The sequence below is a fragment of the Rhizobium sp. SL86 genome (genome assembly GCF_026672545.1).
In the GTDB taxonomy this organism is placed as follows: Bacteria; Pseudomonadota; Alphaproteobacteria; order Rhizobiales; family Rhizobiaceae; genus Neorhizobium.
The window spans coordinates 183,619-210,141 of record NZ_JAPPRJ010000002.1; the positions used below are offsets into that span (position 1 = coordinate 183,619).

Annotated in this window: 26 protein-coding genes; 8 read left to right on the forward strand and 18 right to left on the reverse strand. The window is 62.0% G+C overall.

Translation table 11 applies throughout. The features are described from left to right. From pcaH to pcaD, 3 genes are read right to left on the reverse strand one after another with little or no spacing between them, the layout of a single operon-like run. Positions 1–741, reverse strand: coding sequence for a protocatechuate 3,4-dioxygenase subunit beta (gene pcaH, locus OU993_RS13090; RefSeq protein ID WP_326493841.1), 741 nt, complete (start codon positions 739–741; stop codon positions 1–3). Further along, the gene (gene pcaC / locus OU993_RS13095) at positions 738–1,157 is read right to left on the reverse strand and encodes a 4-carboxymuconolactone decarboxylase (RefSeq protein WP_268158044.1); all 420 of its coding nucleotides are present in this window, start codon (positions 1,155–1,157) and stop codon (positions 738–740) included. The genes pcaH and pcaC overlap by 4 nt, the downstream gene beginning before the upstream one ends. A gap of 2 nt (positions 1,158–1,159) precedes the next feature. After that, positions 1,160–1,957 (reverse strand): 3-oxoadipate enol-lactonase, encoded by a 798-nt coding sequence (gene pcaD, locus OU993_RS13100; RefSeq protein ID WP_268158046.1) that lies wholly within the window; start codon positions 1,955–1,957, stop codon positions 1,160–1,162. Positions 1,958–2,049: 92 nt separating this feature from the next. On the opposite strand from pcaD, the gene pcaQ reads away from it, so the two are divergent. Continuing rightward, entirely contained in the window at positions 2,050–2,973 is a 924-nt protein-coding gene (gene pcaQ / locus OU993_RS13105; RefSeq protein ID WP_268158048.1) for a pca operon transcription factor PcaQ, read from the forward strand. A 9-nt stretch (positions 2,974–2,982) separates the two neighbouring features. On the opposite strand, the gene OU993_RS13110 is transcribed toward pcaQ, so the two are convergent. From OU993_RS13110 to pobA, 3 genes are all read right to left on the reverse strand, one after another. Further along, on the reverse strand, positions 2,983–4,182 hold the full coding sequence (locus OU993_RS13110; RefSeq protein ID WP_268158049.1) for an MFS transporter: 1,200 nt from the start codon (positions 4,180–4,182) through the stop codon (positions 2,983–2,985). Positions 4,183–4,187: 5 nt separating this feature from the next. After that, positions 4,188–5,237 (reverse strand): NAD(P)-dependent alcohol dehydrogenase, encoded by a 1,050-nt coding sequence (locus OU993_RS13115; protein ID WP_268158051.1) that lies wholly within the window; start codon positions 5,235–5,237, stop codon positions 4,188–4,190. Between the two features lie 148 nt (positions 5,238–5,385). Then, positions 5,386–6,555, reverse strand: a complete 1,170-nt coding sequence (pobA, locus tag OU993_RS13120) for a 4-hydroxybenzoate 3-monooxygenase (RefSeq protein ID WP_268158053.1) — start codon at positions 6,553–6,555, stop codon at positions 5,386–5,388. 120 nt (positions 6,556–6,675) lie between these two features. Between pobA and OU993_RS13125 the strand changes: the two genes are divergently transcribed. Continuing rightward, the gene (locus OU993_RS13125; RefSeq protein ID WP_268158055.1) at positions 6,676–7,578 is read left to right on the forward strand and encodes a helix-turn-helix domain-containing protein; all 903 of its coding nucleotides are present in this window, start codon (positions 6,676–6,678) and stop codon (positions 7,576–7,578) included. 24 nt (positions 7,579–7,602) lie between these two features. Further along, positions 7,603–7,941, forward strand: a complete 339-nt coding sequence (locus tag OU993_RS13130; RefSeq protein ID WP_268158057.1) for a hypothetical protein — start codon at positions 7,603–7,605, stop codon at positions 7,939–7,941. Between the two features lie 13 nt (positions 7,942–7,954). On the opposite strand, the gene OU993_RS13135 is transcribed toward OU993_RS13130, so the two are convergent. From OU993_RS13135 to OU993_RS13180, 10 genes are read right to left on the reverse strand one after another with little or no spacing between them, the layout of a single operon-like run. After that, complete coding sequence (locus OU993_RS13135; protein ID WP_268158058.1) at positions 7,955–8,377, reverse strand: hypothetical protein; 423 nt, start codon at positions 8,375–8,377, stop codon at positions 7,955–7,957. 25 nt (positions 8,378–8,402) lie between these two features. Continuing rightward, the gene (locus tag OU993_RS13140) at positions 8,403–9,245 is read right to left on the reverse strand and encodes a TIGR02587 family membrane protein (protein WP_268158060.1); all 843 of its coding nucleotides are present in this window, start codon (positions 9,243–9,245) and stop codon (positions 8,403–8,405) included. 14 nt (positions 9,246–9,259) lie between these two features. Next, positions 9,260–10,012: a TIGR04290 family methyltransferase gene (locus OU993_RS13145; RefSeq protein WP_268158061.1), complete on the reverse strand. Its 753-nt coding sequence runs from the start codon at positions 10,010–10,012 to the stop codon at positions 9,260–9,262. Positions 10,013–10,015: 3 nt separating this feature from the next. Beyond that, complete coding sequence (locus OU993_RS13150) at positions 10,016–11,059, reverse strand: UDP-glucuronic acid decarboxylase family protein (protein WP_268158063.1); 1,044 nt, start codon at positions 11,057–11,059, stop codon at positions 10,016–10,018. Positions 11,060–11,076: 17 nt separating this feature from the next. Next, positions 11,077–12,198, reverse strand: coding sequence for a CgeB family protein (locus OU993_RS13155; RefSeq protein WP_268158065.1), 1,122 nt, complete (start codon positions 12,196–12,198; stop codon positions 11,077–11,079). Next, positions 12,195–13,283 carry a CgeB family protein gene (locus OU993_RS13160; RefSeq protein WP_268158067.1) on the reverse strand — a complete coding sequence of 363 codons (1,089 nt, stop codon included), beginning with the start codon at positions 13,281–13,283 and terminating at the stop codon, positions 12,195–12,197. Before OU993_RS13160 ends, OU993_RS13155 begins: the two co-directional genes overlap by 4 nt. After that, positions 13,280–14,407: a CgeB family protein gene (locus OU993_RS13165; protein WP_268158068.1), complete on the reverse strand. Its 1,128-nt coding sequence runs from the start codon at positions 14,405–14,407 to the stop codon at positions 13,280–13,282. Before OU993_RS13165 ends, OU993_RS13160 begins: the two co-directional genes overlap by 4 nt. A gap of 2 nt (positions 14,408–14,409) precedes the next feature. Continuing rightward, a complete protein-coding gene (locus tag OU993_RS13170; RefSeq protein ID WP_268158070.1) occupies positions 14,410–15,513 on the reverse strand; it encodes a glycosyltransferase family 4 protein in 1,104 nt (367 codons plus the stop codon). Continuing rightward, a complete protein-coding gene (locus tag OU993_RS13175) occupies positions 15,510–17,540 on the reverse strand; it encodes an NAD-dependent epimerase/dehydratase family protein (protein ID WP_268158072.1) in 2,031 nt (676 codons plus the stop codon). The genes OU993_RS13170 and OU993_RS13175 overlap by 4 nt, the downstream gene beginning before the upstream one ends. Beyond that, positions 17,537–18,646: an NAD-dependent epimerase/dehydratase family protein gene (locus OU993_RS13180; RefSeq protein WP_268158074.1), complete on the reverse strand. Its 1,110-nt coding sequence runs from the start codon at positions 18,644–18,646 to the stop codon at positions 17,537–17,539. The genes OU993_RS13175 and OU993_RS13180 overlap by 4 nt, the downstream gene beginning before the upstream one ends. A gap of 264 nt (positions 18,647–18,910) precedes the next feature. Here OU993_RS13180 and OU993_RS13185 point away from each other — a divergent pair, with 264 nt between their 5' ends. The 4 genes from OU993_RS13185 to OU993_RS13200 all read left to right on the forward strand — a co-directional run bounded on the left by OU993_RS13185 (position 18,911) and on the right by OU993_RS13200 (position 21,864). Continuing rightward, a complete protein-coding gene (locus OU993_RS13185; RefSeq protein ID WP_268158076.1) occupies positions 18,911–19,897 on the forward strand; it encodes an MDR/zinc-dependent alcohol dehydrogenase-like family protein in 987 nt (328 codons plus the stop codon). Then, positions 19,894–20,928 carry a Gfo/Idh/MocA family protein gene (locus OU993_RS13190; RefSeq protein WP_268158077.1) on the forward strand — a complete coding sequence of 345 codons (1,035 nt, stop codon included), beginning with the start codon at positions 19,894–19,896 and terminating at the stop codon, positions 20,926–20,928. Before OU993_RS13185 ends, OU993_RS13190 begins: the two co-directional genes overlap by 4 nt. A gap of 135 nt (positions 20,929–21,063) precedes the next feature. Then, on the forward strand, positions 21,064–21,576 hold the full coding sequence (locus OU993_RS13195; RefSeq protein ID WP_268158078.1) for a DUF1003 domain-containing protein: 513 nt from the start codon (positions 21,064–21,066) through the stop codon (positions 21,574–21,576). Positions 21,577–21,705: 129 nt separating this feature from the next. Then, positions 21,706–21,864, forward strand: a complete 159-nt coding sequence (locus OU993_RS13200; protein ID WP_268158080.1) for a YqaE/Pmp3 family membrane protein — start codon at positions 21,706–21,708, stop codon at positions 21,862–21,864. 52 nt (positions 21,865–21,916) lie between these two features. On the opposite strand, the gene rhaI is transcribed toward OU993_RS13200, so the two are convergent. Beyond that, on the reverse strand, positions 21,917–23,209 hold the full coding sequence (gene rhaI, locus OU993_RS13205) for an L-rhamnose catabolism isomerase (protein WP_268158081.1): 1,293 nt from the start codon (positions 23,207–23,209) through the stop codon (positions 21,917–21,919). Positions 23,210–23,386: 177 nt separating this feature from the next. Further along, on the reverse strand, positions 23,387–25,483 hold the full coding sequence (locus OU993_RS13210) for a bifunctional rhamnulose-1-phosphate aldolase/short-chain dehydrogenase (protein WP_268158083.1): 2,097 nt from the start codon (positions 25,481–25,483) through the stop codon (positions 23,387–23,389). A 200-nt stretch (positions 25,484–25,683) separates the two neighbouring features. Between OU993_RS13210 and OU993_RS13215 the strand changes: the two genes are divergently transcribed. Further along, the gene (locus OU993_RS13215; RefSeq protein ID WP_268158085.1) at positions 25,684–26,496 is read left to right on the forward strand and encodes a DeoR/GlpR family DNA-binding transcription regulator; all 813 of its coding nucleotides are present in this window, start codon (positions 25,684–25,686) and stop codon (positions 26,494–26,496) included. Positions 26,497–26,523: the final 27 nt, after the last annotated feature.

The following is a 26,523-nucleotide window of genomic DNA, read 5'->3' on the forward strand; positions in this document are numbered from 1 at the left end:
TCAGTTGCCCTCCTTGCGGTTCTCGAACATCGTTGAGCGGCGGCCGCGCAGGACGATATCGAACTTGTAGGCGCGCATGTCCATCGGGATTGTGTTGCTCATGTCGAGCGGTGCGATCAGCCGCTTGATCGTTTCGTCGTCCGGGATCGTCTTGACGATGGGACAAATCCAGATGAGCGGATCGCCCTCGAAATACATCTGGGTGATCAGGCGCTGGGCGAAGCCATGGCCGAAGATCGAGAAATGGATATGCGCCGGGCGCCAGTCATTGACGCCGTTCGGCCAGGGATAGGGGCCAGGCTTGATCGTGCGGAACCAGTAATAGCCGTTCTCGTCCGTCACGCAACGACCGAAGCCGCCGAAGTTCGGATCGAGCGGTGCCAGATAGGTTTCCTTCTTGTGGCGGTAGCGTCCGCCGGCATTGGCCTGCCAGAATTCAACAAGCGCACCGTCAACGCCATGACCCCGTTCGTCCAGCACCCGGCCGTGGACGAGGATACGCTGGCCGATCGCCATCTCGCCGGGCTTGGCATAATTGACGATGAGGTCGTTATCGAACTCGTTGATCATGTTGTGGCCGAAAACCGGGCCGGTGATTTCGCTCTTGGTCCCTTCCAGCGAGATCAGGGCGCGCTGGGGCGAGCGCAGCACCGAGGTCTTGTAGCCGGGTGTATAGGCTGGCGGATGCATGACCCGATCACGGGCAAAGAAGCCGCCTGTCTCAGGCAGTGTGTTCTTCATTTCGTGTCCTCCTCAGTGGCCGCAGATGTTTCCATCCCGGCATAGACTGATTTTGCGATCTTGAAGGCATGGTTGGCTGCCGGAACTCCGGCATAGATGGCGACGTGAAGAAGGGCTTCGCAGATGTCGTCCTTCGTCGCGCCGGTATTCGCCGTGGCACGAATATGCATCGCCACTTCCTCGTCCTGGCCGAGGGCGGCAAGAAGGGCGATGGTCACGATCGACCGCTCGCGCTTCGAAAAATGAGGTCTGGACCAGACGGTGCCCCAGGCGCCTTCGGTAATCAGCTCCTGGAAAGGGCGGTCGAAGGGGCTTTCGTTGGCAACTGCCCGGTTGACATGGGCGTCGCCCAAAACCGAACGGCGGGTCACCATACCCTGGCGATAACGTTCCGAGGTCACGGGCTGATCGGCCATGGTCATTCTCCGGGCAGGTTGTCGATGAAAGTGCGAAGATGGGTGAGAAACAACGTCGGGGTCTCGACGCAGGGAATGTGGGCGGCACCCTCGATCACCTGGAACCGGCTGCCGGGAATAAGATCGGCCAGCGATTTCACAAGCTCCGGAGGCGTCGAACCGTCCTGATCTCCAACGAGGCAGAGGGAGGGCACACTGAGCGTTTCAGCGACATGCGTGAAATCCGCATCGCGAATGGCGGCGCATGTTCCGGCATAACCGAGTTTCGGCTGGCGCACGAGCATCGTGCAGTAGCCGCGGTAATCGGCATTGTCGTTGGTGCGGTAGGGCGGCGTGAACCAGCGCGACATGATCGGCTCGAGAATGCTCTCAATGCCGCCCTCCATCACGGCGTCGATGCGCGCCTTCCAGAATTCGGGGGTGCCGATCTTGTGGGCGGTATCGGCAAAAACGATGGCGCGCACCAGGTCCGGGCGATACTCGAAGAGGCTGAGCGCGATCAGGCCACCAACGGAGAGACCACAGATGATGGCCTTTTTCAGCCCGTAATGATCGATGAGACCGGCAAGATCGCAGGAAAAATCTTCGATACTGTAGGGTGGGGTGCCGAGGTCCGAAAGGCCGTGGCCGCGCTTGTCGAAGGTCAGGACCGTGTAGTCGTTGGCCAAATCGGCAACCACCTGATCCCAGATCCGGCGGTCGGTGCCGAGCGAATTGATGAGGACGACAGCGGGCTTGCCGGAGCCTTGACCATAGATGTCATGGCTCAGCACCACATCGCCAATGTGTGCAAATCTCATGATGAACTCCTCCGCTACAGTTATTGCATCTCGAAAATGGTTAGGTAAAATGACATTTATAGCGTGTTGCATTAACTGAGGGGTTATGAATCTTGATCGGCTCCCGCGTAAAGTATCGGCACCTGCAGACCTTTGTTGAGGTGGCGAGGCAGGGGAGCGTGGTCAAGGCCGCCGACCATCTGAATATCAGCCAGCCGGCGGTGACAAAGACGATCCGCGAGCTGGAGGAGGTGCTGGGCGTTGTGCTGTTCGAGCGGGAAGGGCGCGGAATCCGCATTACCCGCCCCGGCGAGGTGTTCCTGCGCCATGCCGCTGCCTCGCTGACGGCGTTGCGTCAGGGTATCGATTCCGTCTCGCAGGAACTGCTGGACAATGTGCCGCCGGTCAGGATCGGCGCGCTGCCGACGGTCTCGACGCGCATCATGCCGCGCGCGATGGCGCTTTTTCTGGAGGAACAGACCCGCAGCCGCATCAAGATCGTCACGGGTGAAAATTCGGTGCTGCTCGAACAGCTGCGGATGGGAGAGCTCGATCTCGTCGTCGGGCGGCTTGCGGCGCCGGAAAAGATGACCGGTTTTTCCTTCGAACATCTCTATTCGGAAAAAGTGCTGTTTGTGGTGCGCGCCGGCCATCCGCTGCTGGCCGGCGGCTCGGTGTTCAACGGCCTTGGCGACTATCCGGTGCTCATGCCGACGCGCGGTTCGATCATTCGTCCCTTTGTCGAACAGTTTCTGATCGCCAATGGCGTGGCGGCCCTGCCAACACAAGTGGAAACGGTCTCCGATGCCTTCGGACGCGCCTTTGTCCGATCGAGCGACGCGATCTGGATCATCTCCAGCGGCGTCGTTGCCGGTGACATTGCCGATGGTGTGCTGGCGGCGCTTCCGATCGATACCAGCGAAACCAAGGGCCCGGTTGGGCTGACGTTGCGCACCGATGCCCCGCCGTCGCTTCCCTTGTCGATCCTGATGCAGACGATCCGGCAGGCGGCATCAGAAACCATGATAGCCGGCTAATGGATTGTCTCAACGCTTGCGCTGTTCGAGGGCAAACAGCGCAAGGCCGAAGAGGCCGAGGCCAGCGCCCGATGCGGCCGTGCCGCTCCAGCCGCCCAGATGGTAGATCACGGTGCCGAGCGTCGATCCGATAGCGCCACCGATAAAGGCAGAGGTCATGTAGATCGCGTTGAGCCGACCGCGCTTTTCCGGCGCAATCGCAAAGATGATCCGCTGGCTGACGATCTGATTTGCCTGCACCGCGGCGTCGATGAGCACCGCGCAAAGGGCCGCGAGAACCAGTGCACCGGCCATGACCGCGTAACCGCTGACGGCAAAGAAGACGGCGATCCCGACCATGGCGATGGCGGAAAGTAGCGTTCCAAGACCGCGATCTGCCAGACGACCGACCACCGGTGCCGCCAAGGCGCCGCCGGCCCCTGCCAGGGCAAACAGACCGATCTGGTGCTGATTCAGCCCGAAATGCTCTGACAGTGCAAAGGGAATGGCCGTCCAGAACAGGTTGAAGGCGCAGAAGATGATCGCCTGGTAGGCGGAACGCCAGCGCAGCACGGGCGTATCGCGGATCAGATCCTTCATAGACGACAGGATCTGCGGATAGGTCATCGTCGTCTGGGGCATCTGCCGCGGCAGCATCACGGCGAGTGACAGGCCGATCACCGCCATCAATCCTGCCGAAAACAGGAACACCGCGCGCCAGCCAAAACTTGCTGCGACAAACAGGGACACCGGCCTTGCCAGCATGATGCCGGTCAGGACGGCGCCCATGACATTGCCGACCACCCGGCCGCGGCGATTGAGCGGCACGAGATGGGCGATCAGCGGGATCAGTACCTGCGCGCCGGTCGAACAGACGCCGATCAGGAAAGAGGCGATGAAGAAGGGAATGACCGCCGTTGCGGACGCCATGCCGATCAGGCCAAGCAGGGTGATCGTCAGCGTGACGAGCACCAGCCGCTTGTTTTCCACCCGATCCGCGAGGGAAACCAGGAAGAACAGGCCGATGCCGTAACCGATCTGCGTTGTGCTGGTCAGCGCACCGGCGAAATCGGCATCGATTCCGAGTTCCGCCGCAATCTCCGCGACCAGAGGCTGGGCGTAGTAGATGTTGGCGACGAGGGCTCCCGCCGCCAACGCAATCGTGGTGATCAAGGCCGCGGAGGGACCTGCGGGGGAGCCATCGGTCACCCCTGGACGTTGATCGGTCATGCGGTTCAGGCCTTCGGCAAAGTCTTCATGTCGATCACGAAGCGATAACGCACATCGCTCTTGATCACGCGCTCATAGGCCGTGTTGATGTCCTTGATGTCGATGACCTCGATTTCGGCGGTGATGTTGTGCTTGCCGCAGAAGTCGAGCATCTCCTGGGTTTCCTTGATCGAACCGATCATCGAACCCGCCAGGCTGCGGCGACCAGGGATCAGCGCAAACGCGTGGACGGGTACCGGGTTTTCCGGTGCGCCGACCAGAACCATGGTGCCATCCACCTTCAGCAGGCCGAGATAGGCGTTCCAGTCGATGCCGGTGCTGACGGTGCAGATGATCAGGTCGAAGGTGCCGGCCAGCGTCTTGAAGGTTTCGGCGTCGGAAGTCGCGAAATAGTCCTTGGCGCCGAACTTGAGGCCGTCGTCCTTTTTGGACAGGCTCTGGCTGAGAACGGTGACATCCGCGCCCATGGCAGAACCGATCTGCACGCCCATGTGCCCAAGACCGCCCATGCCGACGATCGCGACCTTCTTGCCGGGCCCGGCCTTCCAGTGCGCAAGCGGCGAATAGAGCGTGATGCCGGCGCACAGAAGCGGCGCTGCCTTGTCGAGCGGCAGATTGTCCGGGATCGACAGGACATAACCTTCCTTGACGACGATCGAGTCCGAGTAGCCGCCATAGGTCGGCGTCTGGCCATCGGCCTCCACGTCGTTATAGGTCTGAACCAGACCCGGCATATACTGTTCGTTGTCGACATCGCGTGTCTGGCAATGGACGCAGGAATCGACGAAGCAGCCGACGCCGACGCGATCGCCGACCTTGAATTTCGAAACAGCCGAGCCGACGGCCGTCACGGCGCCGGCAATCTCATGGCCCGGAACCATCGGGAACCGCGAATTGCCCCACTCGTTGCGGGCCTGGTGAATGTCGGAGTGGCAGACGCCGCAATATTCGATGGCGATGACGACGTCGTCATCGCGCGGCTCACGGCGCTCGAAGGTAAAGAACTCAAGCGGTTTCGACGCATCCGTCGCCGCATAGCCTCGTGCAATAGCCATGGTGATGACCTTCCGATCGTTTGAAGAAAATGGGGTGCTGCTCCGCGAAGGGGAGCAGCACTGTCCATAACGCATGGCGCATCGGATCGGTTTGTTCGATCCGCCGGATTTCTTGCACGATCCTCCGGCGGTCCATCGTCGGCCGAGATCAGTAGGGCAGGCCGACGTAGTTTTCCGCCATGGCGGTGGAGGCTGCCGTCGAATGGGTCAGGTAGTCCAGCTCCGCCTCCTGGATCTTCTGGCCGAAATCGCCCGTATCCGGGAAACGGTGCATCAGCGTCGTCATCGACCAGGAGAAGCGCACCGACTTCCAGACGCGCTTCAGTGCACGCTCGGAATAGGCGTCGATGCCAGCCTCGGACTTTTCCGCATAATGCTCGCGCAGACCTTCGAAAAGGTAGAAGACATCGCTCGCCGCCAGATTAAGGCCCTTGGCCCCCGTCGGCGGCACGATATGGGCGGCATCGCCGACCAGGAACAGTTTGCCGAAGCGCATCGGCTCCGTGACGAAGGATCGAAGCGGCGCGATGGATTTCTCGAAGGATGGGCCAACCACCATGGCCTCCGCGTGATGCTGCGGCAGGCGGCGGCGAAGCTCGTCGAAGAAGCGCTCGTCCGACCAGTCCTCGACCTTGTCCTCCAGCGAGCACTGCACATAATAACGGCTGCGGGTTTCCGAGCGCATCGAGCAGAGCGCGAAGCCGCGCGGATGGTTGGCATAGATCAGCTCGTGGCTGACGGGCGGAATGTCCGCAAGCACGCCAAGCCAGCCGAAGGGGTAGATCTTCTCGAAAGTCTGGATGGATTTTTCCGGCACGGATTTGCGGCTCACCCCATGGAAACCGTCGCAGCCGGCGATGAAATCGCAGTCGATGCGGTGCGTCACGCCATCCTTCTCGTAGGTGACGTAAGGCTGAGCGCCGTCGAAATCATGCGGGGTGACATTGCCGGCCTCGTAGACTGTCCGGGCACCGGAGGCCTCGCGGGCGTCCATCAGGTCGCTCGTCACTTCCGTCTGACCATAGACCATGACACGCTTGCCGGTGAGTGCGAAGAGGTCGATGCGGTGGTCGCGACCGTCGAAGGCAAGCGAATAGCCGTCATGCGGCAGGCCTTCCGCATGCATCCGGGCACCGGCGCCGGCCTCGTCGAGCAGGCCGACGGTTCCCCATTCGAGAACGCCGGCGCGAACGCGGCCAAGGATGTAATCCTTCGACACACGGTCGAGGATGATGTTGTCGATGCCGGCTTTCGTCAGCAACTGGCCGAGCAGGAGACCGGAGGGGCCGGAGCCGATGATCAAAACTTGTGTGCGCATGAGATCCTCCCAGGAATTGCACTTTGTCAGGAAACTCGCTGATCCGTGCCACCGGAACAATGGACTTTTCCATCTAGATCTAGGACAAATCGAACATGAGGGATTGAGGGGGAGAGTCGCTTGAACGTTCCGACATATAACCTTTACGGTGAAGAAAGCGGACTTCAGCGGGAATTTTGGGTGCATTGCGAAACCATTGCGGCGCGCAGCAGTGGTTATCGTTGGGAAATCGGCCTTCACCGGCATGAGAGCTTTCTGCAATTCCTGTACATTCGCGACGGCTCCGGCGATGCACTGCTTCCCGCCGGTACGGTGATCCTGAAGCCACCTTGCGTCATCGTCATCCCGCCCGGCCCGGTTCATGGTTTCCGCTTCTCGCCGGATATCGACGGATTTGTCATCACGCTCGTTCCGGAGCGGCTGGGGGCGGGGCGGAGGCTGTCCGGCGAGGCCCCCTGGTTTGCCGATCCGATTGTCGTGTCCCTCGCAAACATGGGCGGTGCCGCCGGTTATCTGGAGCAGACCTTCCTGCGGATTGCCGAGGAATATGAGGGTGAGCGGCCGGCGCGCGAGGAGATGCTGGAGACGCATATCGCAACCGTCATCCTGATGCTGGGGCGGGAGATCACGCCCGGCCCGGGCGCGCAACTGCCGGACCTGCATCTGAAGCGCGTTCGCAAGCTGAAGGACCTGATCGCGAGACATCACCGGGAACAGCTGACCGTGGAGGCTTATGCCCGCCTGCTGGGGCTTTCGGCCACACATCTCAACCGCAGCACACGCCACGTCACCGGCATGAGCACGCATGATCTCATCATGGAACGCTCGATCGACGAGGCCCGCCGCGCGCTCGTCTTCACCGAGTACAGCATCCAGCACATTGCGGAGAACTTGGGATTTTCAGACGCCGCCTATTTTTCCCGCTGCTTTCGCAAGCGGACCGGCATGACGCCGCGCAGTTACCGGGAGGGCGAGAGGGCCAAGTTGCGGAACAAAGAGGGCGAGGCATCGGTTAACGGGTGACAATCCTTCAACCGGAGTATCCCGATGAGCGAACACCTGCAGGAAGCCGCAAGCCATGGAAAGCTGGAAGTGGCGGGCGGACAGTCGGATGTCGGCTACAAGCTGGTTGCCATACGCGAACATGATGATGCGATCCGCATCAAGATCAGTGTCATGGCGCCGCGCGACTGGCTGCTGGCCCAGGGCTTTACCCATGACGGAACGCTGATCCGCCAGGGCGGCGAGCGGCTTCCCGTCACCTTCGATGGCGAGCTGGACGTCAGCGACAATATTTCGGTCACGCTCGGCGCAAGTGACGTCATCTGCCCGTCGATCGATGTGGCACGTCAGAAGTTCCCGGAGCTTGGCCGTGTCCCCGGATGAGAGCGCGGCAGGTTCAGGGTTCGGAATAACCCGTGGGTCGAATATCCAGACGTCCGGCGCTCGGATCCGCCCGGAACAGCAGACCGCCCTTGGTGACGGATTCGGCCGGCGCATAATCGAAGGTCGTTTCCGAAATTTCCTCAAAGCCTTCCGCTGAGGTGAGTGTGCCCGCCACCCGCACGGCGGCTGCCGTTGCCGGCGCCCGGTTCTGGAGCTCGATCCGAACGACGTAATGTTCGCCTTTCCGAATGGTCTCGCCGACACGGACGGAAAGCTCCGGCGTGTCGGCGCTTTTTATTAGTGCCTCGCGACCGATCCAGCCGGCCAACGCCAGGACAAGAAGAACCGAGACAAAACCCGTCGCCCATTCGATCCAGTGCGGTTTTTCCGCCTCGATATGGCGTTTCGGGTCGCGGTTGCGGTTTGTCGTGGTCAACTCGAGATCCTCCGGCGCCAGCTCATCACAAGATCAGTCGGGCGGAGGCGGCACCCAGCGCTCCTGGCGCGTTCAGCACCACCATCGACATCATCACCTGCGTCCAGGCGGTGTCGTCGAGCCGCCCAAAGGTCCACAGCACGTAGAGGCTGATCAGGCAGGCGACGATGTAACCCGGAAAGGTAAAGCGGATAAGCGCATGCCAGCGCGGTGTGTGTTCGTTCAACTGATGCGTGCCGCGGAAAGAGACCGCATAGACGAAACCGTGCATGATGATGAGCGATGCGGCGATGGCAGCGAGAGCGTGCCAGGCGGACATCTTGAACGAAATCAGGATGATCTCCTCCGTTGGAGCAACATTGAGGCAGAGGAACAGCGCGCCGATTGCCATCATGAACAGTTCGCCGGCATAACCGGTGTTCAATTGCCCGCCTTTCTCCTCATCCTCCTCCTCTTCGTCGGGTTGACCGAGTTGGCTGCGGCCGAGCATCGCCCCGATGCTGGCAGGCACGGATTGCAGGGCGATCTTGCCCACCCATTCGCGCACAGGCATGTCGAGCGTCAGGACACCGAAAAGCACCAACACAAGCCCGGAGGTGACGATGGCCAGCGCGTAGGCGATCATGGCGTCGCGCATGGCCTGTCGCCAGCTGAACGTATTTTCGAAGCCGATGCGCCGCGCCAGCACCACCAGAAGCGGAATGTTGACGAGAAGCAGTAGGAACAGCCGTTCGCGCGGCATATAGAAACCGATGAACCACAGCTCCATGGTCATCAGCATCGGGATGCCGAAGATCAGCGCGCCGCCGGCGCCGCGCAGCAGTCCGAGGGAAAACTGGCGGTGGTCTTCCCCTGCACCATCCGTCATCATCGCCTCCCGCATCAGCTGCAGGGGGCGGGGTCGACGGCATAATGCCGGGCGCCGCGTTTCACAAGGTACACCTCCCGTTCGGGATGCGCGGTGATTTCAAAGCCGGAGGATCGCAGCATAGCTTCCATGGCCGCGGTGTTAGGGATGAACCAGTTCGTCGGATCGGAGGCGTAACGCTCCTCGACAAAGAAGAGCTTTGGGTAGTCCGGCCGGTCGAACATCGCCCATTCGGAGAAGTCATAATTCTCGGCAAGCTTCGGAATACGCTCGTCGCCGCGCTGAAGGCATTGGAACAGCATCTCCTCGCCCACCGCATGCTCCCACAGCAGATCGAGCGCCAGAAGCGGATGGCGCAGGTGGTAGAGCACGCCCATGAACAGCACGAGATCGAAACGCTCCTTCAGTTTAGGCACGTCATAGACGGACATCTGGCGGAACTCGATGTCGTGGCCGCTCTGCTCGGCGGCAAAGCGCGCCTGGGCGAGGTAGTGGGGATCGGTATCGATCCCCACGACGCGACCGGCATTGCGACGTTTCATTTCCAGCGTGTAGAAACCGGCATTGCAGCCGACATCCAGTACGCTGCGTCCTTCAAGGTCCCTTGGAATGACATGCTGGAACCCTTTCCACTTGAAAGCGGGATAATCGCCCAGAAAATGGTCCGGCGCGGTTTCCACCCCGCCGATGCGCATGTTCTGGAACCAGGGTCCAAGTTCGCTGATCCGTCGGCGAAGTTCGGCCGGCGGCATTCTGGATGCATCCATGCGTCACGCTCCCATTGGCATATGGCTGGTCTGCGGCTCCTTGGCCAGTGCCGGCGCGGGGCGCTTGCTCTGCCTCTCGTCCGGCATGATGGACATGAAATAATCGATCGTCTGGCGCAGCCCTTCGGCAAGCGGCACGCGCGGCTCCCAGCCGAGCAGTTCCTTTGCCCTTGCTATATCGGGTTTGCGGCGTTGCGGGTCGTCCTTCGGCAGCGGGTGGTAGACGATACGTGAGGCGGTCGGCACCATGGCCAACACCATTTCGGCCAGCTGATTGATGGTGAATTCGCCGGGATTGCCAATATTGACCGGGTGGCCCGGATTGGGATCGACCTCCATCAGACGGATCAGGCCGGCAACAAGATCACTGACGAAACAGAAGGAACGGGTCTGCTCGCCGGTGCCGTAAAGGGTCAGCGGCTCTCCGCAGAGGGCCTGCACGATGAGGTTGGAGACAATACGCCCGTCATCGGGCGCCATGCGCGGGCCATAGGTGTTGAAGATACGCACCACCCGGGCATCAACGCGCGACGTTCTGAGCATGTCAAAGCACAAGGCTTCGGCTGCGCGCTTCCCCTCGTCGTAACAGGCGCGCGGACCCGTGCAGTTGACATTGCCGCGGTAATCCTCGCGCTGCGGGTGCTGTTCCGGGTCGCCATAGACCTCGCTGGTGGACGCCTGCAGGAAAGCGGCGGCGTGGCGTTCCGCGAGAAACAGCAGATTGCCGGTGCCAAGCACGCAGGTCATCATCGTATGTACCGGATCGGCCTGGTATTGCGGCGGCGAGGCGGCGCAGGCGAGATTGTAGATCTCGTCCACCGGTTCATCGATCTCGTGCAGTTCGCAGATGTCGGCTTCGATCATGCGGAACCGCGGATGGTTCTGCAGCGGCAGCACATTGGCCCTGGAGCCGGTGAGATAGGAATCGACGCACAGGACACGGTGCCCGCGTGACAATAACGCGTCGCACAGATGCGAGCCGACGAAACCGGCACCGCCGGCAACGAGGATGGTCTTCTTTTTTGCGCGATCGGTTCTTTGCAGCATCGGTAAATCCTCTCTCCTCATGCCGAAACTCGCTGACGCAGCCGTCCGGCCGCAGCGTTGCCGTGCGCTGCCAGGCTCTGCAGATCGCTGACCAACTGCCTGGCGCGCGCCTCCCCCGTGTGGCTTTCCAGAATGCGGCTGCGGGCCGCATCGGCGATGGCTAGACGCCGGCCTTCGTTGAGACCCGTCAGCGCCGCGATGACGTCCTCCGTATCCCGTGCGATCAGAATGGCCTCGCCATCTGGCAGGAGATCGGAAAGACCCGGCCATTCGTCACTGATGATCGGGCTGCCACAGGCGGCCGCCTCGAACAACCGCACGCTGGGAGACCACCCGGCGGCGATCATGTCCGCACGCGTGACATTCAGCGTGAAGCGCTGGCGACTGTAGAAGGAGGCGTGTTCGGTCGGCGGCAGGTGATCGATCCGTTCCACATTGTCCGGCCAGTCGATGGTGTCGGGATATTGCGGGCCAGCGACGACGAAACGCATCTCCGGCAGGCGCCGGGCCGGTTCGATCAGGAACCGCTCGAGCGTTGGCTGCCGGTCGGGGCTGTAGGTGCCGAGATAGCCGAGATCCCAGACGGGTGCCTCGCCGGTTGGTTTGTAGCGGTCGGCATCGACGGCGCAATAGAGCGGGAACGCCCGTGGCACACCATAGGTCTCTTCCAGACGCGTGAGGATCGGGCCGCCGGTAAAGGAGAAATAGGCGTCGAAGCCGGCGATCTGGCCGCCTTCGAGAAACTCCTCCTCACCGCGGGCCAGCGCCGCAAGCGTTACAGGTGTATCGATGTCGTAGAAGCAGAAACGGCTGGGGTTCAAAGCCGCAACCGCATCGATCACCCTTGCTCCGTCCGGCACGTAGGACCCGATGATCATGGCATCCGCATAGCGGATGGCATCGCCATAGATGCCGGCCAGGTCGTCGACCCGGTCATAATAGGAAAGCGTGCAGAAGTCCGGATCGGCCAGGTCGCGGTTTTCCGCGTACCAGGGCACATCCCGCTCCAGGAAAAGGACCTCGTGCCCCTCCGCAAAAAGTCCGCGGATGAGTGCTCGATAGGTCGTGGCATGACCATTGCCCCAGGAAGAGGACAGAGACAGGCCAATGATCACGATGTTGAGTGGATTGTTCGTCATTCTGCGGCCTCGAGGCTTTCGAAGTGGCGTTTGAAGATGCGGTCTGCATCCTCGGCGCGCTGGGTGTAGGTGTGCTCGGATGTCACCCGGGCAAGCGCCCGGCGGCCGATCTCGGCGGCGCGCTCCTGTGTCAGTCCGGCCATGATCTCCACAACGTCCTGCCCGTCGCGGGCAACGAGGATTTCTTCCTCCGGCTTCAGGAAATGATCGATCCCTTCCCAATGGTCGGTGATCAGGCAGGCGCCGGCACCGGCGGCTTCGAAGACGCGCGTTGCGGGCGAAAAGCCGTTCGAGGCCATGCTCTCGCGCGAAATGTTGAGGACCGCCTTCGGCGTGACGTTGAAGGCATTATGATCCCGCGTCGGTACATGGCCGATGCTGCGTACATTGTCGGACATCGGCTTGCCCTGCCAGCCGGAACCGCCAAGCAGGAAGCGCTGGTCCGGCACGCGGGATGCGGGCGCCAGGAAGAAATGTTCGACACGCGCCTCGCGGTCGGGCAACCGGTTGCCGAGGAAACCCAGATCCGCGGCAAAGCGGGGATCTGCCGGAACCGGAAAATGCGTCTCAGGATCAAGCGCGTTGTAGATCGGCGCACAGTCCTTGGCGCCAAGCGCCCGGTAGGCGGAGACGACGGGGGCCCCGCCGCCATAGGTCAGCACCATGTCGAGCGTGTTCAGCGCGCGCCGCAGAGGATGGCCGGGGGCGCGGCGGATCTCTGCAAGAGTTGCCGGTGCATCGACATCCCAGAAGATCCGCATGGCGCCCGGGCGGGCGTGGCGCAGCACCTCCGTCAGAAGCAGGTCGTCCTCAAAACCGACGCCGCTTGCCTTGACGACGATGTCGGCCTCTGCCGCCTCGCGTGTCACCGTCCGCAGCGCCTCCGCGGTGCCGTCATAGACGACGACCTTTGCCCAATCGGGCGGGTCCATGTCGCGATTTTTCTGCCGGTCATAAACGTCCGGTTCATAGAAGGTGATGTCATAACCCTTTTCCGCCAGCGCTCGCAGCAAGCCGCGGTAATAGGTGGCGGCACCGTTCCAATAGGCGGAGACAAGGCTGGATCCATAAAAGGCGATCTTCATTCGGCGGCCTCCGGAAAGGTGATCTGGTGTTTGACAAGGGCCGTGCCGTGCTGGCTGAGGATGGAGAGCAGCTCGTCCACCCGGTGCCGGCAGGTGTGCCGCGCCATGATGGTTTCGAGCCCAGCGCCGGTCAGCGCGTTGGCAAAGTCCGTATCGGCGAGCACGGAACGCATGGCCTCCTTCATCTCGCTGCCGTTGCGGACGAAAAGAAAATCCTCTCCCGGCCGGAAGAGATGTTCGGCGTCTTCCCAGGGCGCGGAAATCAGCGGGATGCCACAGGCGAGCGCCTCGAACATGCGGATGGTCGGAATGCCGGGCAGGGTCTCGACGTAAGGGCGGCGCGGCACATGCACCGTCAGGCGATGGCGCGCGAAGGCAGAGGGTGCATCCGCATTGGCAATCCAGCCTGCGTAATCGATACCGGCCTCCTTCAACTGGTTGAGGGCGGGTTGCGGGTAACGGACGCCCCTAACGGTCGTCTGCAGCTGAAGTTCCTTCACCGGCTCGATCAGGAATTCCGCAAGTTCGGCGGAACGCTCGCCATCTCCCCAGTTGCCGATCCAGATAAGATCGCGCTCCTTCTCGACCTCCGGCATGGGGCGGAAGATCGTGTCGTCGGCGGCCTCGTGCCAGGTAAACACCTGAGAACCCCAGCCGGCCTTCAGGTAACGCTGCCGCAGCGTTTCGCCAAAGGCGAGGATCAGGTCGTAGTCCTTGAGGATGAGGCCGGCGATGTCCTCTTCGCTGGAGACTGCCCGGTGGTGTGTGTCGTGAAAGACGAGGGTGAAGCCTGCGCGGCGGCGGATTTCTCCGATGCGCTCCACCAGAGCCGGATCGGTCCATTCGTGGACGATCACGACATCCGCATCGGACAGCGTCCGTTCATGATCGAAGTCCACCCCATAGGAGAGGGAGGAGAGGTCGGGAAAGGTCCGTCGGAAGGCGTCAAGCGGCGCCTCTCCCTGGTCCTTCACGAGGTTCTGCCGCGACCAGGCCCCTTCCGGTTCCAGGGCAATCGCCTCATGGCCGCGACGGATCAGGTCGCGCATCACGCCGCGCAGAAAATGGGCGTTGCCGTGGTTCCAGTCGGAGACCAGGGAATGGGTATAGAACACGAACTTCATGATTACTCCGCTGCGTGAAGCGACCGGCGGGCAAGCGTTCGCGCGTAGATACGCACCATCTCGTTCACCTGCCGTTCGAGGGTAAAAGTCCGGGAGATCTCCTGGGCACGGGCCGATAGCGCATGCCGCAGGCCCTGGTCCTGACTCAGCCGGTTGATCGCATCCGCAATCGCCAGCGGGTCATGCGGATCGACAAACAGCGCGGCGTCCTGCCAGAGTTCGCGGTAGGTCTTGATGTCGGACAGCACCAGCGCGGCACCGAGGCGGGCAGCCTCCAGTGCGGCGAGACCGAAGGGTTCATAGATCGACGGCGAGACGAAGATCGCCGCCTTGACCAGGTGGTTCATGGTCTCGCTGTGGCTGAGCTCGCCCTTGGCCTTCGCCGCGAGAAGCGCGACCTGCTGTCCGCTCGGGCCGCGTGTCGGCCCGGCCATGACAATCGGCCAATGGGTCCGTTCCGCCGCCTCGTCGAGGGTCCGGCCATTCTTGCCATCATCCCACCAGCGCCCGGCGGCAAAGACGAAGGCTTCCTTGCGCGGCGTCTCGGGCGGCAGCCGGGTGGCATTGTAGACGACGGAAAGTTGCGGCACGGCGCCATAGGCTTCGGTGACCATATCGCCATGCGAGCGGCTGGGAACGACCACGGCATCGCAGCGTCTCAGACCATCGGCGTTCACGTGCTCCTGCCAGGCCCAGGGTTGCGGCACCGCGTGGCCGCGCACCGCGCAAAACCAGGTGACGACACAGGAATGCGACACCGTCACCACTGGCGCATCAACCGCAAGACCCACCGCCTGGGACGGAAGGTTGAGGTGCAGCAGATCCACCCCCTCCCGTTCAGCAAGAGCTGCAATCTGGGGACCGACCTCCGTCAGGTCCCGTTCACCCTTCGCCATCCAGTCGAGCGGCGCCGAACGCCAGACGAGTTTGCCTATCGCCTCGGCCTCCCGGCGCTTGGCCTCGTCCGGCTCGGGCCCGAATCCTGCAAACACCGTGTCGATGCCAACGGCAGAGAGGCCGCGTGCAAGATCCATGGCGTAACGCCAGACGCCACCCACGGCATCGACCGTCATCAGGATTCGTCGCGGTGCAGGCAAACGCGTCATGCGGTCACCCTCAGCCTGTCGCGTATCGGCGCGCGCCCGTCAAAACGGTGTTCCGTCAGCCAGTCGGCGAGATGGGAAAGCCCGCTCTTCCAGCGGATGCGCGGCTGCCAGCCAAGCTGGTCTTCCAGCTTGCGGGTATCCGCCACGAAAAAGAACTGGTCTCCCGCCCGCCAGTCGCCGAAGTCGATCTCCAGCGGGCGCCCGGTCAGCCGTTCGATTTCGCGCAGCACCAAAAGGATGCTGACCGAATTCTGCGGTCCTCCGCCGAGATTGAAGACCTCGCCGCGCACGCGAGAGATGCCGGCATGCACGGCGCGATAAGCCGCCACCGCATCATCCACATGCAGGATGTCGCGCACCTGTTTGCCGTCGCCGTAGATGGAGATCGGCTGACCGGACAAGGCGCGGATGAGGAAATGCGCCACCCAGCCCTGGTCCTCGGTGCCGAACTGGCGCGGGCCGTAAATGCAGCTCATGCGCAGCACGGCGGTCGGAATATCGAAGGATTTGGCGTAATCCAGCACATACTGGTCGGCCACGCCCTTGGAGCAGCCATAGGGTGTGCAGAAATCGAGCGGCCGGTTTTCACCGATGCCGAAATCGCGCACCGCCTGGTCCGCCGGCACGTAGCGATCGTCCATCGGGAGCATCTCCAGGTCTTCCAAGGCGCCATAGACCTTGTTGGTGCTGGCAAAGATCACCGGCGCCTTGCGGCCCGCCTTCCGGACGGATTCCAGCACGTTGATCGTGCCGCGCGCATTGGCCTCGAAATCATCGAGCGGGGAAACGAGGCTTGTCGTCACGGCTGTCTGGGCTGCCAGATGGAAGATCGCCTTGGCATCGGTGAAGGCCGCCTCGATGCCGCGCAGATCCCGCACATCGGCCAGCACCGGGTGCACGCGGCGGCCGTGGCGTTCCGTTAGCCAGGCAAGGTTCTGGTCGACGCCGGGTCGCCCGAGATTATCGAGGACGATGACATCCTCGCCCTCGGCAAGAAAACTTTCGGCAAGGTTCGAGCCGATGAAACCGCTGCCGCCGGTAATGACAATCGGGGCCGCACCGGTCGCGACATGCGGGGTGGCGAGCCGCGTCACGTCGCGCAGCCGCTCGATGCCGCCTTCCATCAACAGTCGGGCGAGCAGCTTCGGCTGGTTTTCGTGGGTGACGGCGCCCAGATGGTAATGGCGCGGATCAAACCACAGGCCTTCCTGCACCGCCACATCCGGCGGCACGTCGGCGAAGGAGTACCAGTAGAGGCGGTCGGCTGGCACCTGCAGCGCTTTCATGAAACGGCGCGCCTGCTCCATCTCGTCATTGCGCCAGGTGGAATAGCCGGTTTCGGTGATCCAGATTTCGGCCTCTGCATTGTGACGGTCGAGGATCTGGCGCATTTCGCCGAGATGCATGTCCCAGCCGCCCCAGCTCCCCTCCTCGCTGTCCCAGGTGCCGGGAAAGCCGTGGAAACCGACGGCATCGACGACGCCGAGCACGCCGCGTTCGCCCATCAGGTTCAGCCACATCGGGTCGAAGGGGCAGGGCCCGCCCAGCACCGGCTTCCAGCCGCGCTGTTTCGCCCAGTAGGCGGCCCCGCCGACCATCTCGCAGAACAGCTGGAAATCGGCATCCTCGCGCCAGTCCCAGTCGAGCAGATTGTTCGGTTCGTTCCATAATTCGACATGGCGGAAGTGCCGGCCATAACGGGTTAGCACGTGATCGACGAAATCGGCATAATCCTTCAGCACCTGCGGCGCGCCGTTCGAGCGTCCCGTTCGCGACATGGAGGGCGGCGTGTAGTGGATGCAGGGCAGGAGGTCGATTTCGGCTCCCAGCTTCGGGATCAGCCAGTCGAACCAGGCTTCACCACCCGGCGCCAGATATTCCGCCCAGGAGAGATGTGTACGCAGGGAATTCGCGCCGCTTTTCAGGATATCCGGGAGCAGACGTTCGGTGCGCTCGTATTCGCCGGGGCGGAACCATTCCACGAAACCGAAGGACCGCCCGGCTGGGGACGTGGCGGATGGATTCATGATACCAGCCCCCGTTCTTCCAGCTGGCGTTTCATCTCGGCGCCGCGATCGATCGCGCCGGTGGTCCTTACCCAGGCGGCCAGCTCGACCAGCGTGGTCTCCAGCCGGTGTTCCGGTTCAAAGCCTAAAAGCTCGCGTGCCTTGGAAATGTCGGAGAAGCAGTTGCGAATATCGCCGGAGCGGGCCTTGTGCAGGATCTCCGGCTGCAACTGCGGCGCATCCATCGCCTCTGCCAGAAGGCTTGCGACCTCGGCGACCGAATAGGACTGGCCGCTGCCCACATTGATGACATGACCGCTGACGCGGGGCTTTTCGAGCGCCAGCCGGAAGGCGCGCGCCACATCGCGCACATGCACGAAATCGCGCCGCTGACGCCCGTCCTCGAAGATCATCGGCGACTGGCCATTGGCAATGCGGGAGGCGAAATTGGCGAGCACCCCGGTATAGGGGTTCGACAGCGCCTGTCCCGGGCCGAAGACGTTGAAGAGGCGAAGTGCCACGGCATCGACGCCATAGGCCTCGCCATAGATCAGGACGGCGCGTTCCTGCATGTATTTCGTCAGCGCATAGATAGAGGCGAGATCGACGGGCTTTTCCTCATCGGTCGGTGTGGGCGTCAGCGTTTCGCCATTCGGCCCCTTGGCTTCCCATTCGCCGGATTTGATCTGCGCGGCCCTGCGCCGCACCTGGCCGAAGCGGTGGCCGTGCTCATCGGTATAGAGACCTTCGCCGTAGACGCTCATCGATGATGCGACGACGATACGCTTGACCGGCAGGCCGATCATCGATTCCAGCAGGACCGCAGTGCCGAGATCATTGCCGCCGACATAGCGGGCGATCTCGTACATCGACTGACCGACACCGACTTCCGCCGCCAGATGGAGCACGGATTCGACTCCCTGCAGCGCGTCCTGTACGATCGATTTGTCGCAGACATCGCCCTGGATGAACTCGACCCCGGTCGGAATCGTCGGGCCTGCATCGCCATGCACCTGATCGATCAGGGCATCGAGAATGCGGACCTGGTAACCGCTGGAGAGAAGTTCTTGCGTGACATAGCGGCCGATAAATCCGCAACCGCCTGTAATGAGTACCTTCTGTGACACGGGTTCTGCCCTGAACGTTAGAGGGATGATGATGAAGCGTTCGGGCGGCGAACAAGCAGCAGCAGCAATAGTTCCCGAAGGAATTTTGCCTGACTGCCGAAAGGGCTAGCGCCCGCCCCCCGCCAACATCTGGTTCAATGACATCAACAGTGTCATCTTCTTCAGGAACTCTGCTGCCTCTAGCCTGTTAGCCATTCCGTGAACCTGCGCGCCGTGACCCAAGGCATGGCTGCGCGACCGGTAAATGGAGACGAAGAGACAGGGATGGACACGCTTTCTCAGACAACAGCAACAATGCGGGCCGCGGTCGTGGTCGGTGCCGGTGAGATCGAGGTCCGGACAGTGCCACGTCCCGAACCGGCGCAAGGGCAGGTGCGGGTACGGCTGGAAGGCTGCGGCGTCTGCGCCTCCAATCTCACCCCCTGGTCTGGCCCCGACTGGATGCAGTTCCCGACCGAGCCGGGCGGCCTTGGCCATGAGGGCTGGGGCCTCATCGATGCCCTCGGTGAGGGCGTGACGGGTCTGGACGTCGGCGATCGTGTGGCGGCGCTGAGCTACCATGCCTATGCCGGCTACGACATTGCGGAGGCCTCCGCCGTGGTGAAGCTGCCGGAGGCTTTGAAGGGGCAACCATTCCCCGGCGAGCCGCTCGGTTGCGCAATGAACATTTTCCGCCGCGCGGAAATCAGCGCCGGCCAGACGGTCGCCATCATCGGCATCGGCTTTCTCGGCGCGCTCCTGACGCAACTTGCCGTGAAGGCGGGCGCCCGGGTCATCGCCATTTCGCGGCGCCCCTTCTCGCTCAATATCGCCCGGCGGATGGGAGCCGAAGAGCTCATTGAAATGAACGATCACTGGCAGATCATCGAGCAGGTGAAAGCGCTGACTGATGGTCGGTTCTGCGATCGGGTGATCGAGGCCGTCGGCAAGCCGTGGCCGCTCGACCTTGCGGCGGAACTGACGCGCGAGCGCGGCCGGTTGATCGTCGCCGGTTATCACCAGGACGGGCCGCGGCAGATCAATATGCAGCTATGGAACTGGCGCGGCATCGACGTGATCAACGCCCATGAACGCGATCCCGACATCTACATGGAGGGAATCCGCGCGGCGGTGGCCGCCGTCGCCGAAGGCCATCTCGACCCGTCTAGCCTCTACACGCACGTCTTTCCCCTGGAACAGCTGGATGACGCGCTCAATGCAACACGGGACCGGCCCGACGGTTTCCTCAAGGCCATGGTGACCTGCCGATGAACCAGATGGTGACGACCAACGACCTTTCTCAAGCCACCCGTCCATTGCGTCTCGGTTTTCTCGGTGTTGGCTGGATCGGTCGGCATCGGATGAAGGCAGTGCTGGACACTGGTGTGGCACAGGCTGTTGCGATTGCCGACCCGAATCCGGACATGCTGGCGGCCGCGCTGGAGATCGCGCCGGAGGCGCGTCCGGTCGAGGGGCTGGACGCCCTTTTGCGTGAAGAGCTCGATGGCGTGGTGATCGCCACGCCGAGTGCCCAGCATGCGGAGGAATCGATCCGGGTTCTGTCGAGCGGCCGCGCCGTGTTCTGCCAGAAGCCGCTGGGGCGTACCGAACAGGAGGTGCAGGCGGTGGTCGACGCCGCGCGTAAAGTAGATCGCCTGCTATCGATCGATTTGTCCTACCGTTTCACCGAGGGCATGCGCCAGATCCGCGACCTGATCCGGTCTGGCTCGCTCGGAACCGTGTTTGCCGCCGATCTCGTCTTTCACAACGCCTATGGACCGGACAAGCCCTGGTTCTACGACAAGGCGCTGTCGGGTGGCGGCTGCGTGATCGATCTCGGCGTGCATCTCGTGGATGCGGCGTTGTGGTCGCTCGGCTTTCCGGCAGTCTCCAACGTGGCGAGCCGGCTGATGAGCGGCGGCCGTCCGATTTCCGGCGACAGCGACCGCATCGAGGACTATGCGATTGCGACCATCGACCTGGAAAATGGCGCCAACATCCGGCTCGCCTGCTCCTGGCGCCTGCCGGCCGGACAGGAAGCGGTGATCTCAGCCGCCTTTTATGGCACCGAGGGCGGGGCCCGGCTGTCTAACATCAACGGCTCCTTCTACGATTTCAAAGCGGAGTGGCTGAAAGGCACGAAGCGTGAGCGCCTGGTGGGACCGCCAGACGATTGGGGCGGGCGCGCCGCGGCGGACTGGGCACGCAGGCTGTCGGAAGGCGCCGGTTATGACCCCGAGGCGGACCGGCTGGTGGATGTCGCGCGCATTCTCGACCGGATTTATGGTCGGCATCGGACATAACAGGTTCTGGCGGAACCGCAGAGCGGGGAGATGGTTTGGCTAGAAAAGAACAGAGTCCGACCCTTGACCAGACCAAGATCTTCCCAAGCTGAACCCGCCCATTCACACCGCCCGCGACCTGCGGGCGGTGACGCGATGACCCGTACGCTCGACCGCAATATCGACGTCTTGGTCGAGCGCACGAAACACAATCTCGCCAAGTCCGGCCGGCAGGAGCGCGCAGCGGATGCCATTACCCGCTTTGCCGGCAGTATGGTCTTTGTCTACCTGCATCTCGCCTTCTTCGGGGCTTGGATTGCCATCAACACGGGGATTTTGCCGATCCTGCGGCCCTTCGATCCTTCTCTCGTGGTGCTGGCAATGATCGCCTCCGTGGAAGCGATCTTCCTGTCCACCTTCGTGCTCATCAGCCAGAACCGGATGTCGGCGGCCGACGACAAGCGGGCGGACCTCAATCTGCAGATCTCGCTTCTGCACGAACATGAGACGACGCGGCTGATCGCACTCGTCTCGGAGCTCGCGCGCAAGCTCGATGTCAGCACGGACGTGGACCGGGAGATCGAGGAGTTAAAGCGCGATGTTCAGCCTGAGCGGGTGATGGAGCGTATCGAGGAGCGCGGGGAAAGCCTGTCACAAACGGATGCATGACATCCGCGGCGGCTCATCCGTGGTCTTGTATTGCCACAATTGCGTCTCCACCTCGTCGATCCATTGAACCAAGTCGGGTTCGCCGCGTTGTTGCGGCAACATTGGTTCATTGCTGAAGAGAGGTATGTCGTGGACGTTATCCGCATTCTGTTTGCCATCCTGCTGCCGCCGGTTGGCGTGTTTCTCCAGGTCGGCATCGGCCTGCATTTCTGGCTGAACATCCTGCTGACGCTGTTCGGATACATCCCCGGCATCATCCACGCGATCTGGGTGATCGCGAAGAAATAACCTGCCGGCAAGGTCCCCGGCCGTGGCGATCACGGTCGGGGGACCTGTGCGATCACACGATACCGCCGGAGCCGCCCTTGACGGCCGGCCGCTCCGCCGCGACCCGGGCCCGGTAACCGCTGGCGCGATAGGTCGCAACCGGATCAATCGCCCCGCCGTCCCTTCGGCGCGCTTCCGCCAGAATGGTCTCCACATCGGTGCGATAGGCGCGCTTAAGTGTCTCGGTTGCCATCAGGGCATCGTTGTCGTTCTGGAAACCTTCCAGCGCCGCGCGATCCACCAAAAGCGCCTGGGCATAGGCGCGGCGGATTTCGTTGGCAGACGAGATCAGGCTCTCGATCGGGTCCGTCACATTGTGGCTCTGGTCGATCATGTGGGCTGGATGAAAACCCTTCACGCCGCGATGTTCGGCATCCACCAATTCGTTGAAGACGAGGAAGAGGCGGTACGGCTCGACCGAGCCCGCATCCAGATCGTCGTCACCGTATTTGGAATCATTGAAATGGAAGCCGCCGAGCTTGCCGAACTGGATCAGGCGGGCGACAATCATCTCGATATTCGTGTTCGGTGCATGGTGGCCGAGATCGACGAGGCAGAAGGCCTTTTCGCCGAGCGTCTGCGCGATCAGGTAGTTCGTGCCCCAGTCCTGCACCACCGTCGAATAAAAGGCCGGCTCGTACATCTTGTGTTCGGAGAACAGCCGCCAGTCATCCGGCAGCGCCTTATAGATGTCGCGCATCGAGTCCAGATAGCGCTCGAACTGGCGGGTGAAATTCGTCTGGCCGGGGAAGTTCGAGCCGTCGCCGATCCACACTGTCAGCGCCTTGGAACCAATCGCATTGCCGATCTCGATACATTCGAGATTATGCTCCACGGCCTGGGCACGGGTTGCGGCTTCGACATGGGACAGAGAGCCATATTTGTAGGAATGCGCCTGATCGGCGGTGTCGGAAAAGGTGTTGGAATTCATGGCATCGAAGCCGAGGCCGAGCGCATCGCCCTTTGCCTTCAGCTCTTTCGGGTCCGCCTTGTCCCACGGAATGTGCAGCGAGACCGTCGGTGTTGCCCGCGTCAGCTGTTGGATGACGCTGCAATCCTCCAGTTTGTCGAAGATGTGCCGTGGTTCGCCGAGCCCTGGAAACCGGGCAAAGCGGGTACCGCCGGTGCCGACACCCCAGGAGGGCACGGCGACGAAAAAGTCCGCGACCTTCTGCGTGATCGTATCGATGTCGATATTGCTGCGGGCGAGTTTTTCCCCGAGCGCTGCATAATCCGCCTGGTGGGCGGCTGCGCGCTTGTCGTTGTCGGCGGCGATCACATCGCCTGAAATTTTCAGATCTGTCATTGGTTCCTCCCGAGGATGCAGCCCCTCATCCGGCTGCCGCCACCTTCTCCCCGCAAACGGGGAGAAGGGATATGCCGCACGGTGTCCGGCGCATTCAAGCGTTGCGTGGGTAGTCCCCTCTCCCCGCACGCGGGGAGAGGGTTAGGGTGAGGGGCAGGATGGCCCGCGCTTCGAATGTTACCGCGTAAAGCTCTGCGCGTTGCCGGCGTCCACGTTGATGATGTTGCCCGTCGATTTGGCCGAAAGATCCGACGCCAGGAAGTAGATGGCTTCCGCGATATCCTCCGGGAAGACGTTGAGCTTCAGCATCGAACGCTTGCGGTAATGTTCTTCCAGATCGGTCACCTCGATCTTCGAAGAGGCTGCGCGCTGTTCGCGCCACTCGCCGTTCCAGATCTTTGAGCCGCGCAACACCGCATCCGGGTTGACGGTGTTGACGCGAATGCCGGCCTCTGCGCCTTCCAATGCCAGGCACCGGGCCAGATGGATTTCCGCGGCCTTGGCCGTGCAATAGGCGGATGCGTTGGGAGACGAAGCAAGACCGTTCTTTGAGGCTACGAACACAATGTTGCCACCGAGGTTCTGGCGGCGGAACAGCCGGAAGGCTTCGCGCGATACGAGGAAGTAACCGGTGGCGAGAATGCTGATATTCTTGTCCCACATGGCAAGCGTCGTTTCTTCCACCGGGGCGGAGGAGGCAATGCCCGCATTGGAAACAAGAATGTCCACGCCGCCGAATTCGACGCAGGCTGCGGCAAAAGCGGAGGCAACGGCCTCTTCCTTCGTCACATCCAGTTGCACGGAGCGCACGGCATCGGCGCTGTAACGCTTGGCAAAATCAGCCTTCGCCGTTTCAAGCGCTTCGGCATCGATATCGGCGAGCACCACGCAGGCGCCCTCCGCCATCAGCCGCTCGGCGGTCGCCCGGCCAATGCCGCCGGCACCACCGGTGACGAAGGCCACGCGGCCGGCCAGGCTCTTCGGTTTCGGCATGCGCTGCAGCTTTGCCTCTTCCAGCAACCAGTATTCGATATCGAAAGCTTCCTGTTCGGGAAGGCCCTGATACTCGGAGACGGTGGAGGCGCCGCGCATCACGTTGATGGCGTTGACGTAGAACTCACCGGCAATACGCGCCGTTGCCTTGTCCTTGGCAAAGGACAGCATGCCGACGCCCGGCACCAGGAAGATGACCGGGTTCGGGTCACGCATCTTCGGCGAGTTGTCGTGTTTGCAGGTCTCGTAATAGCGGGTGTAATCGGCGCGGTAATCCTCCAGTGCCTGATCGAGACCGGCAATCGCGGCATCCACATCCGGATTGGACGGATCGAAATCGAGAATCAGCGGCCGGATCTTGGTGCGCAGGAAATGGTCCGGGCAGGAGGTGCCAAGCGCGCCGAGCGGTTTCAGCTTGTTCGAATTGACGAATTCGAGCACGGCATCCTGATCATCGAAATCGCCGAGCTTGCGCTCAATCTTGCCGATGCGGCCACGGATTTCCGGCATCAGCTTCGCAGCAATCGCGCGACGCTGCTCGGCGGGCAGGCTGTCGGTCACCGCGCCACCGAAGATCACCTTGCCCTCGGTTTCTTTGGCAAACCACGCGATCGCCTTGTTGATGATGGCAAGCGTCAGTTCATAGCAATCCTTTGCGTCATCGGCCCAGGTGAACAGGCCGTGGCTTTCCAACACGACACCCTTGGCCGTGGGGTTCGCTTTGACGAAGGCTTCGAGATCGAGGCCAAGCTGGAAGCCGGGGCGGCGCCAGGGCAGCCAGCCGATGTCGGAGCCGAAGATCTGCTGCGTCAGTTCCCGGGAGTTCCTCGAGGCGGCAATCGCGATGATCGCATCCGGGTGCATGTGATCGACATGCGTGAAGGGTACGAAGCCGTGTAGCGGCGTGTCGATGGAAGCGGCGCGCGGGTTCAGGTTGAAGGTGCAGTGAGGCAGGAAACCGACCATGCGGTCTTCATCGTGCACGCCCTGGTAAATGCCCTTCAGCGCTTCAAGCTTTTCCTGGTACAGCGTCGCAAAGCCATCGAGCTTGATCGTGCCGACATCGCCGCCGGATCCCTTGACCCAGAGAACCTGGACCTTTTCTCCGGTCAGAGGATCGGTCTCCATGACTTTGGCCGATGTGTTGCCGCCACCGTAATTGGTGATGCGCTTGTCGGCGCCGAGCAGGTTCGAGCGGTACAGCAGCTTGCCGGGCTCATCGAGCGTGGCCGCATGCGAATCGTCCCAACGGTTTTCGAGAAGGCGGGTTTGGCCCGACATGAAGAAGTCCTCCCAAGTCATTCGTGTTCGCCCGGCGGGCAAACGATCTCCTTTGGATGGAGGATATCACGCAGAGGATGGGTGAATGTCAATCACAAACGATCATAATCTTTCATTGTGCGATGCAATATAATCTTTTTTGATCGTTTCTGATTGACATCCTGAAGGTAGTCCGAATAAATCGAAACAAGGAGGACCCCATGCACGAACGCGAACGCCATCGCATCATCCTAAGCGCCATACAGGAAAAGCCTGTGGTGACGGTGCAGGATATTGCCGAGCTGACCGAGGCTTCCGAGGCTACGATCCGCCGCGATATCGCAGCCTTGCATGTGCAAGGAAAACTGCGGCGTGTGCGGGGAGGGGCGGAAGCCGTGCATCCGCCGCAGCAGGGTCATCTCGCGGCGCGTCCGTTTCGCGTGTCCGAATCCGTCAACATCGACAAAAAACGCGCAATTGCGCGCGCCGCCATCGAACTCTGCGATGAAGGTGATTCCGTCATCATCAATGGCGGCACCACCACCTTCCAGATGGTGCATTTCATGTCGGCGCGCCGGCTGCAGGTCATGACCAACTCGTTTGCGATCGCTGAACATCTGGTGAAGCATTCCAAATGTACGGTTTCGGTGCCTGGTGGTTCGATCTATCGTGACCAGAGCCTGATCCTGTCGCCCTTCGACAATGACGGGATCCGCAATTTCTATGCGCGGCGCATGTTCATTGGCGCTCAGGGCATTTCCGCACATGGTGTGATGGAGCCCGATGCACTGGTGATCCAGAGCGAGCAGCGCCTGATGCGCCAGGCAGACGAATTGATCGTGATGGTCGATTCCAGCAAGTTTTCCCGCCGCTCCAGCATGATCCTTTGCCCGCTCGACAACGTCTCGACCATCATCACCGATGACGGCGTGCCGGAGGAGGCAGTTGCCATGCTGGAAGGTGCGGGCGTGAAAGTTCTGACGGTCAAGCCGATGGCGTCGACCGGTAAGGAGGATGCTTTTTCGGTCGCGTAAGAGGTGCGTGTCCGGAAAAGGGGAGAT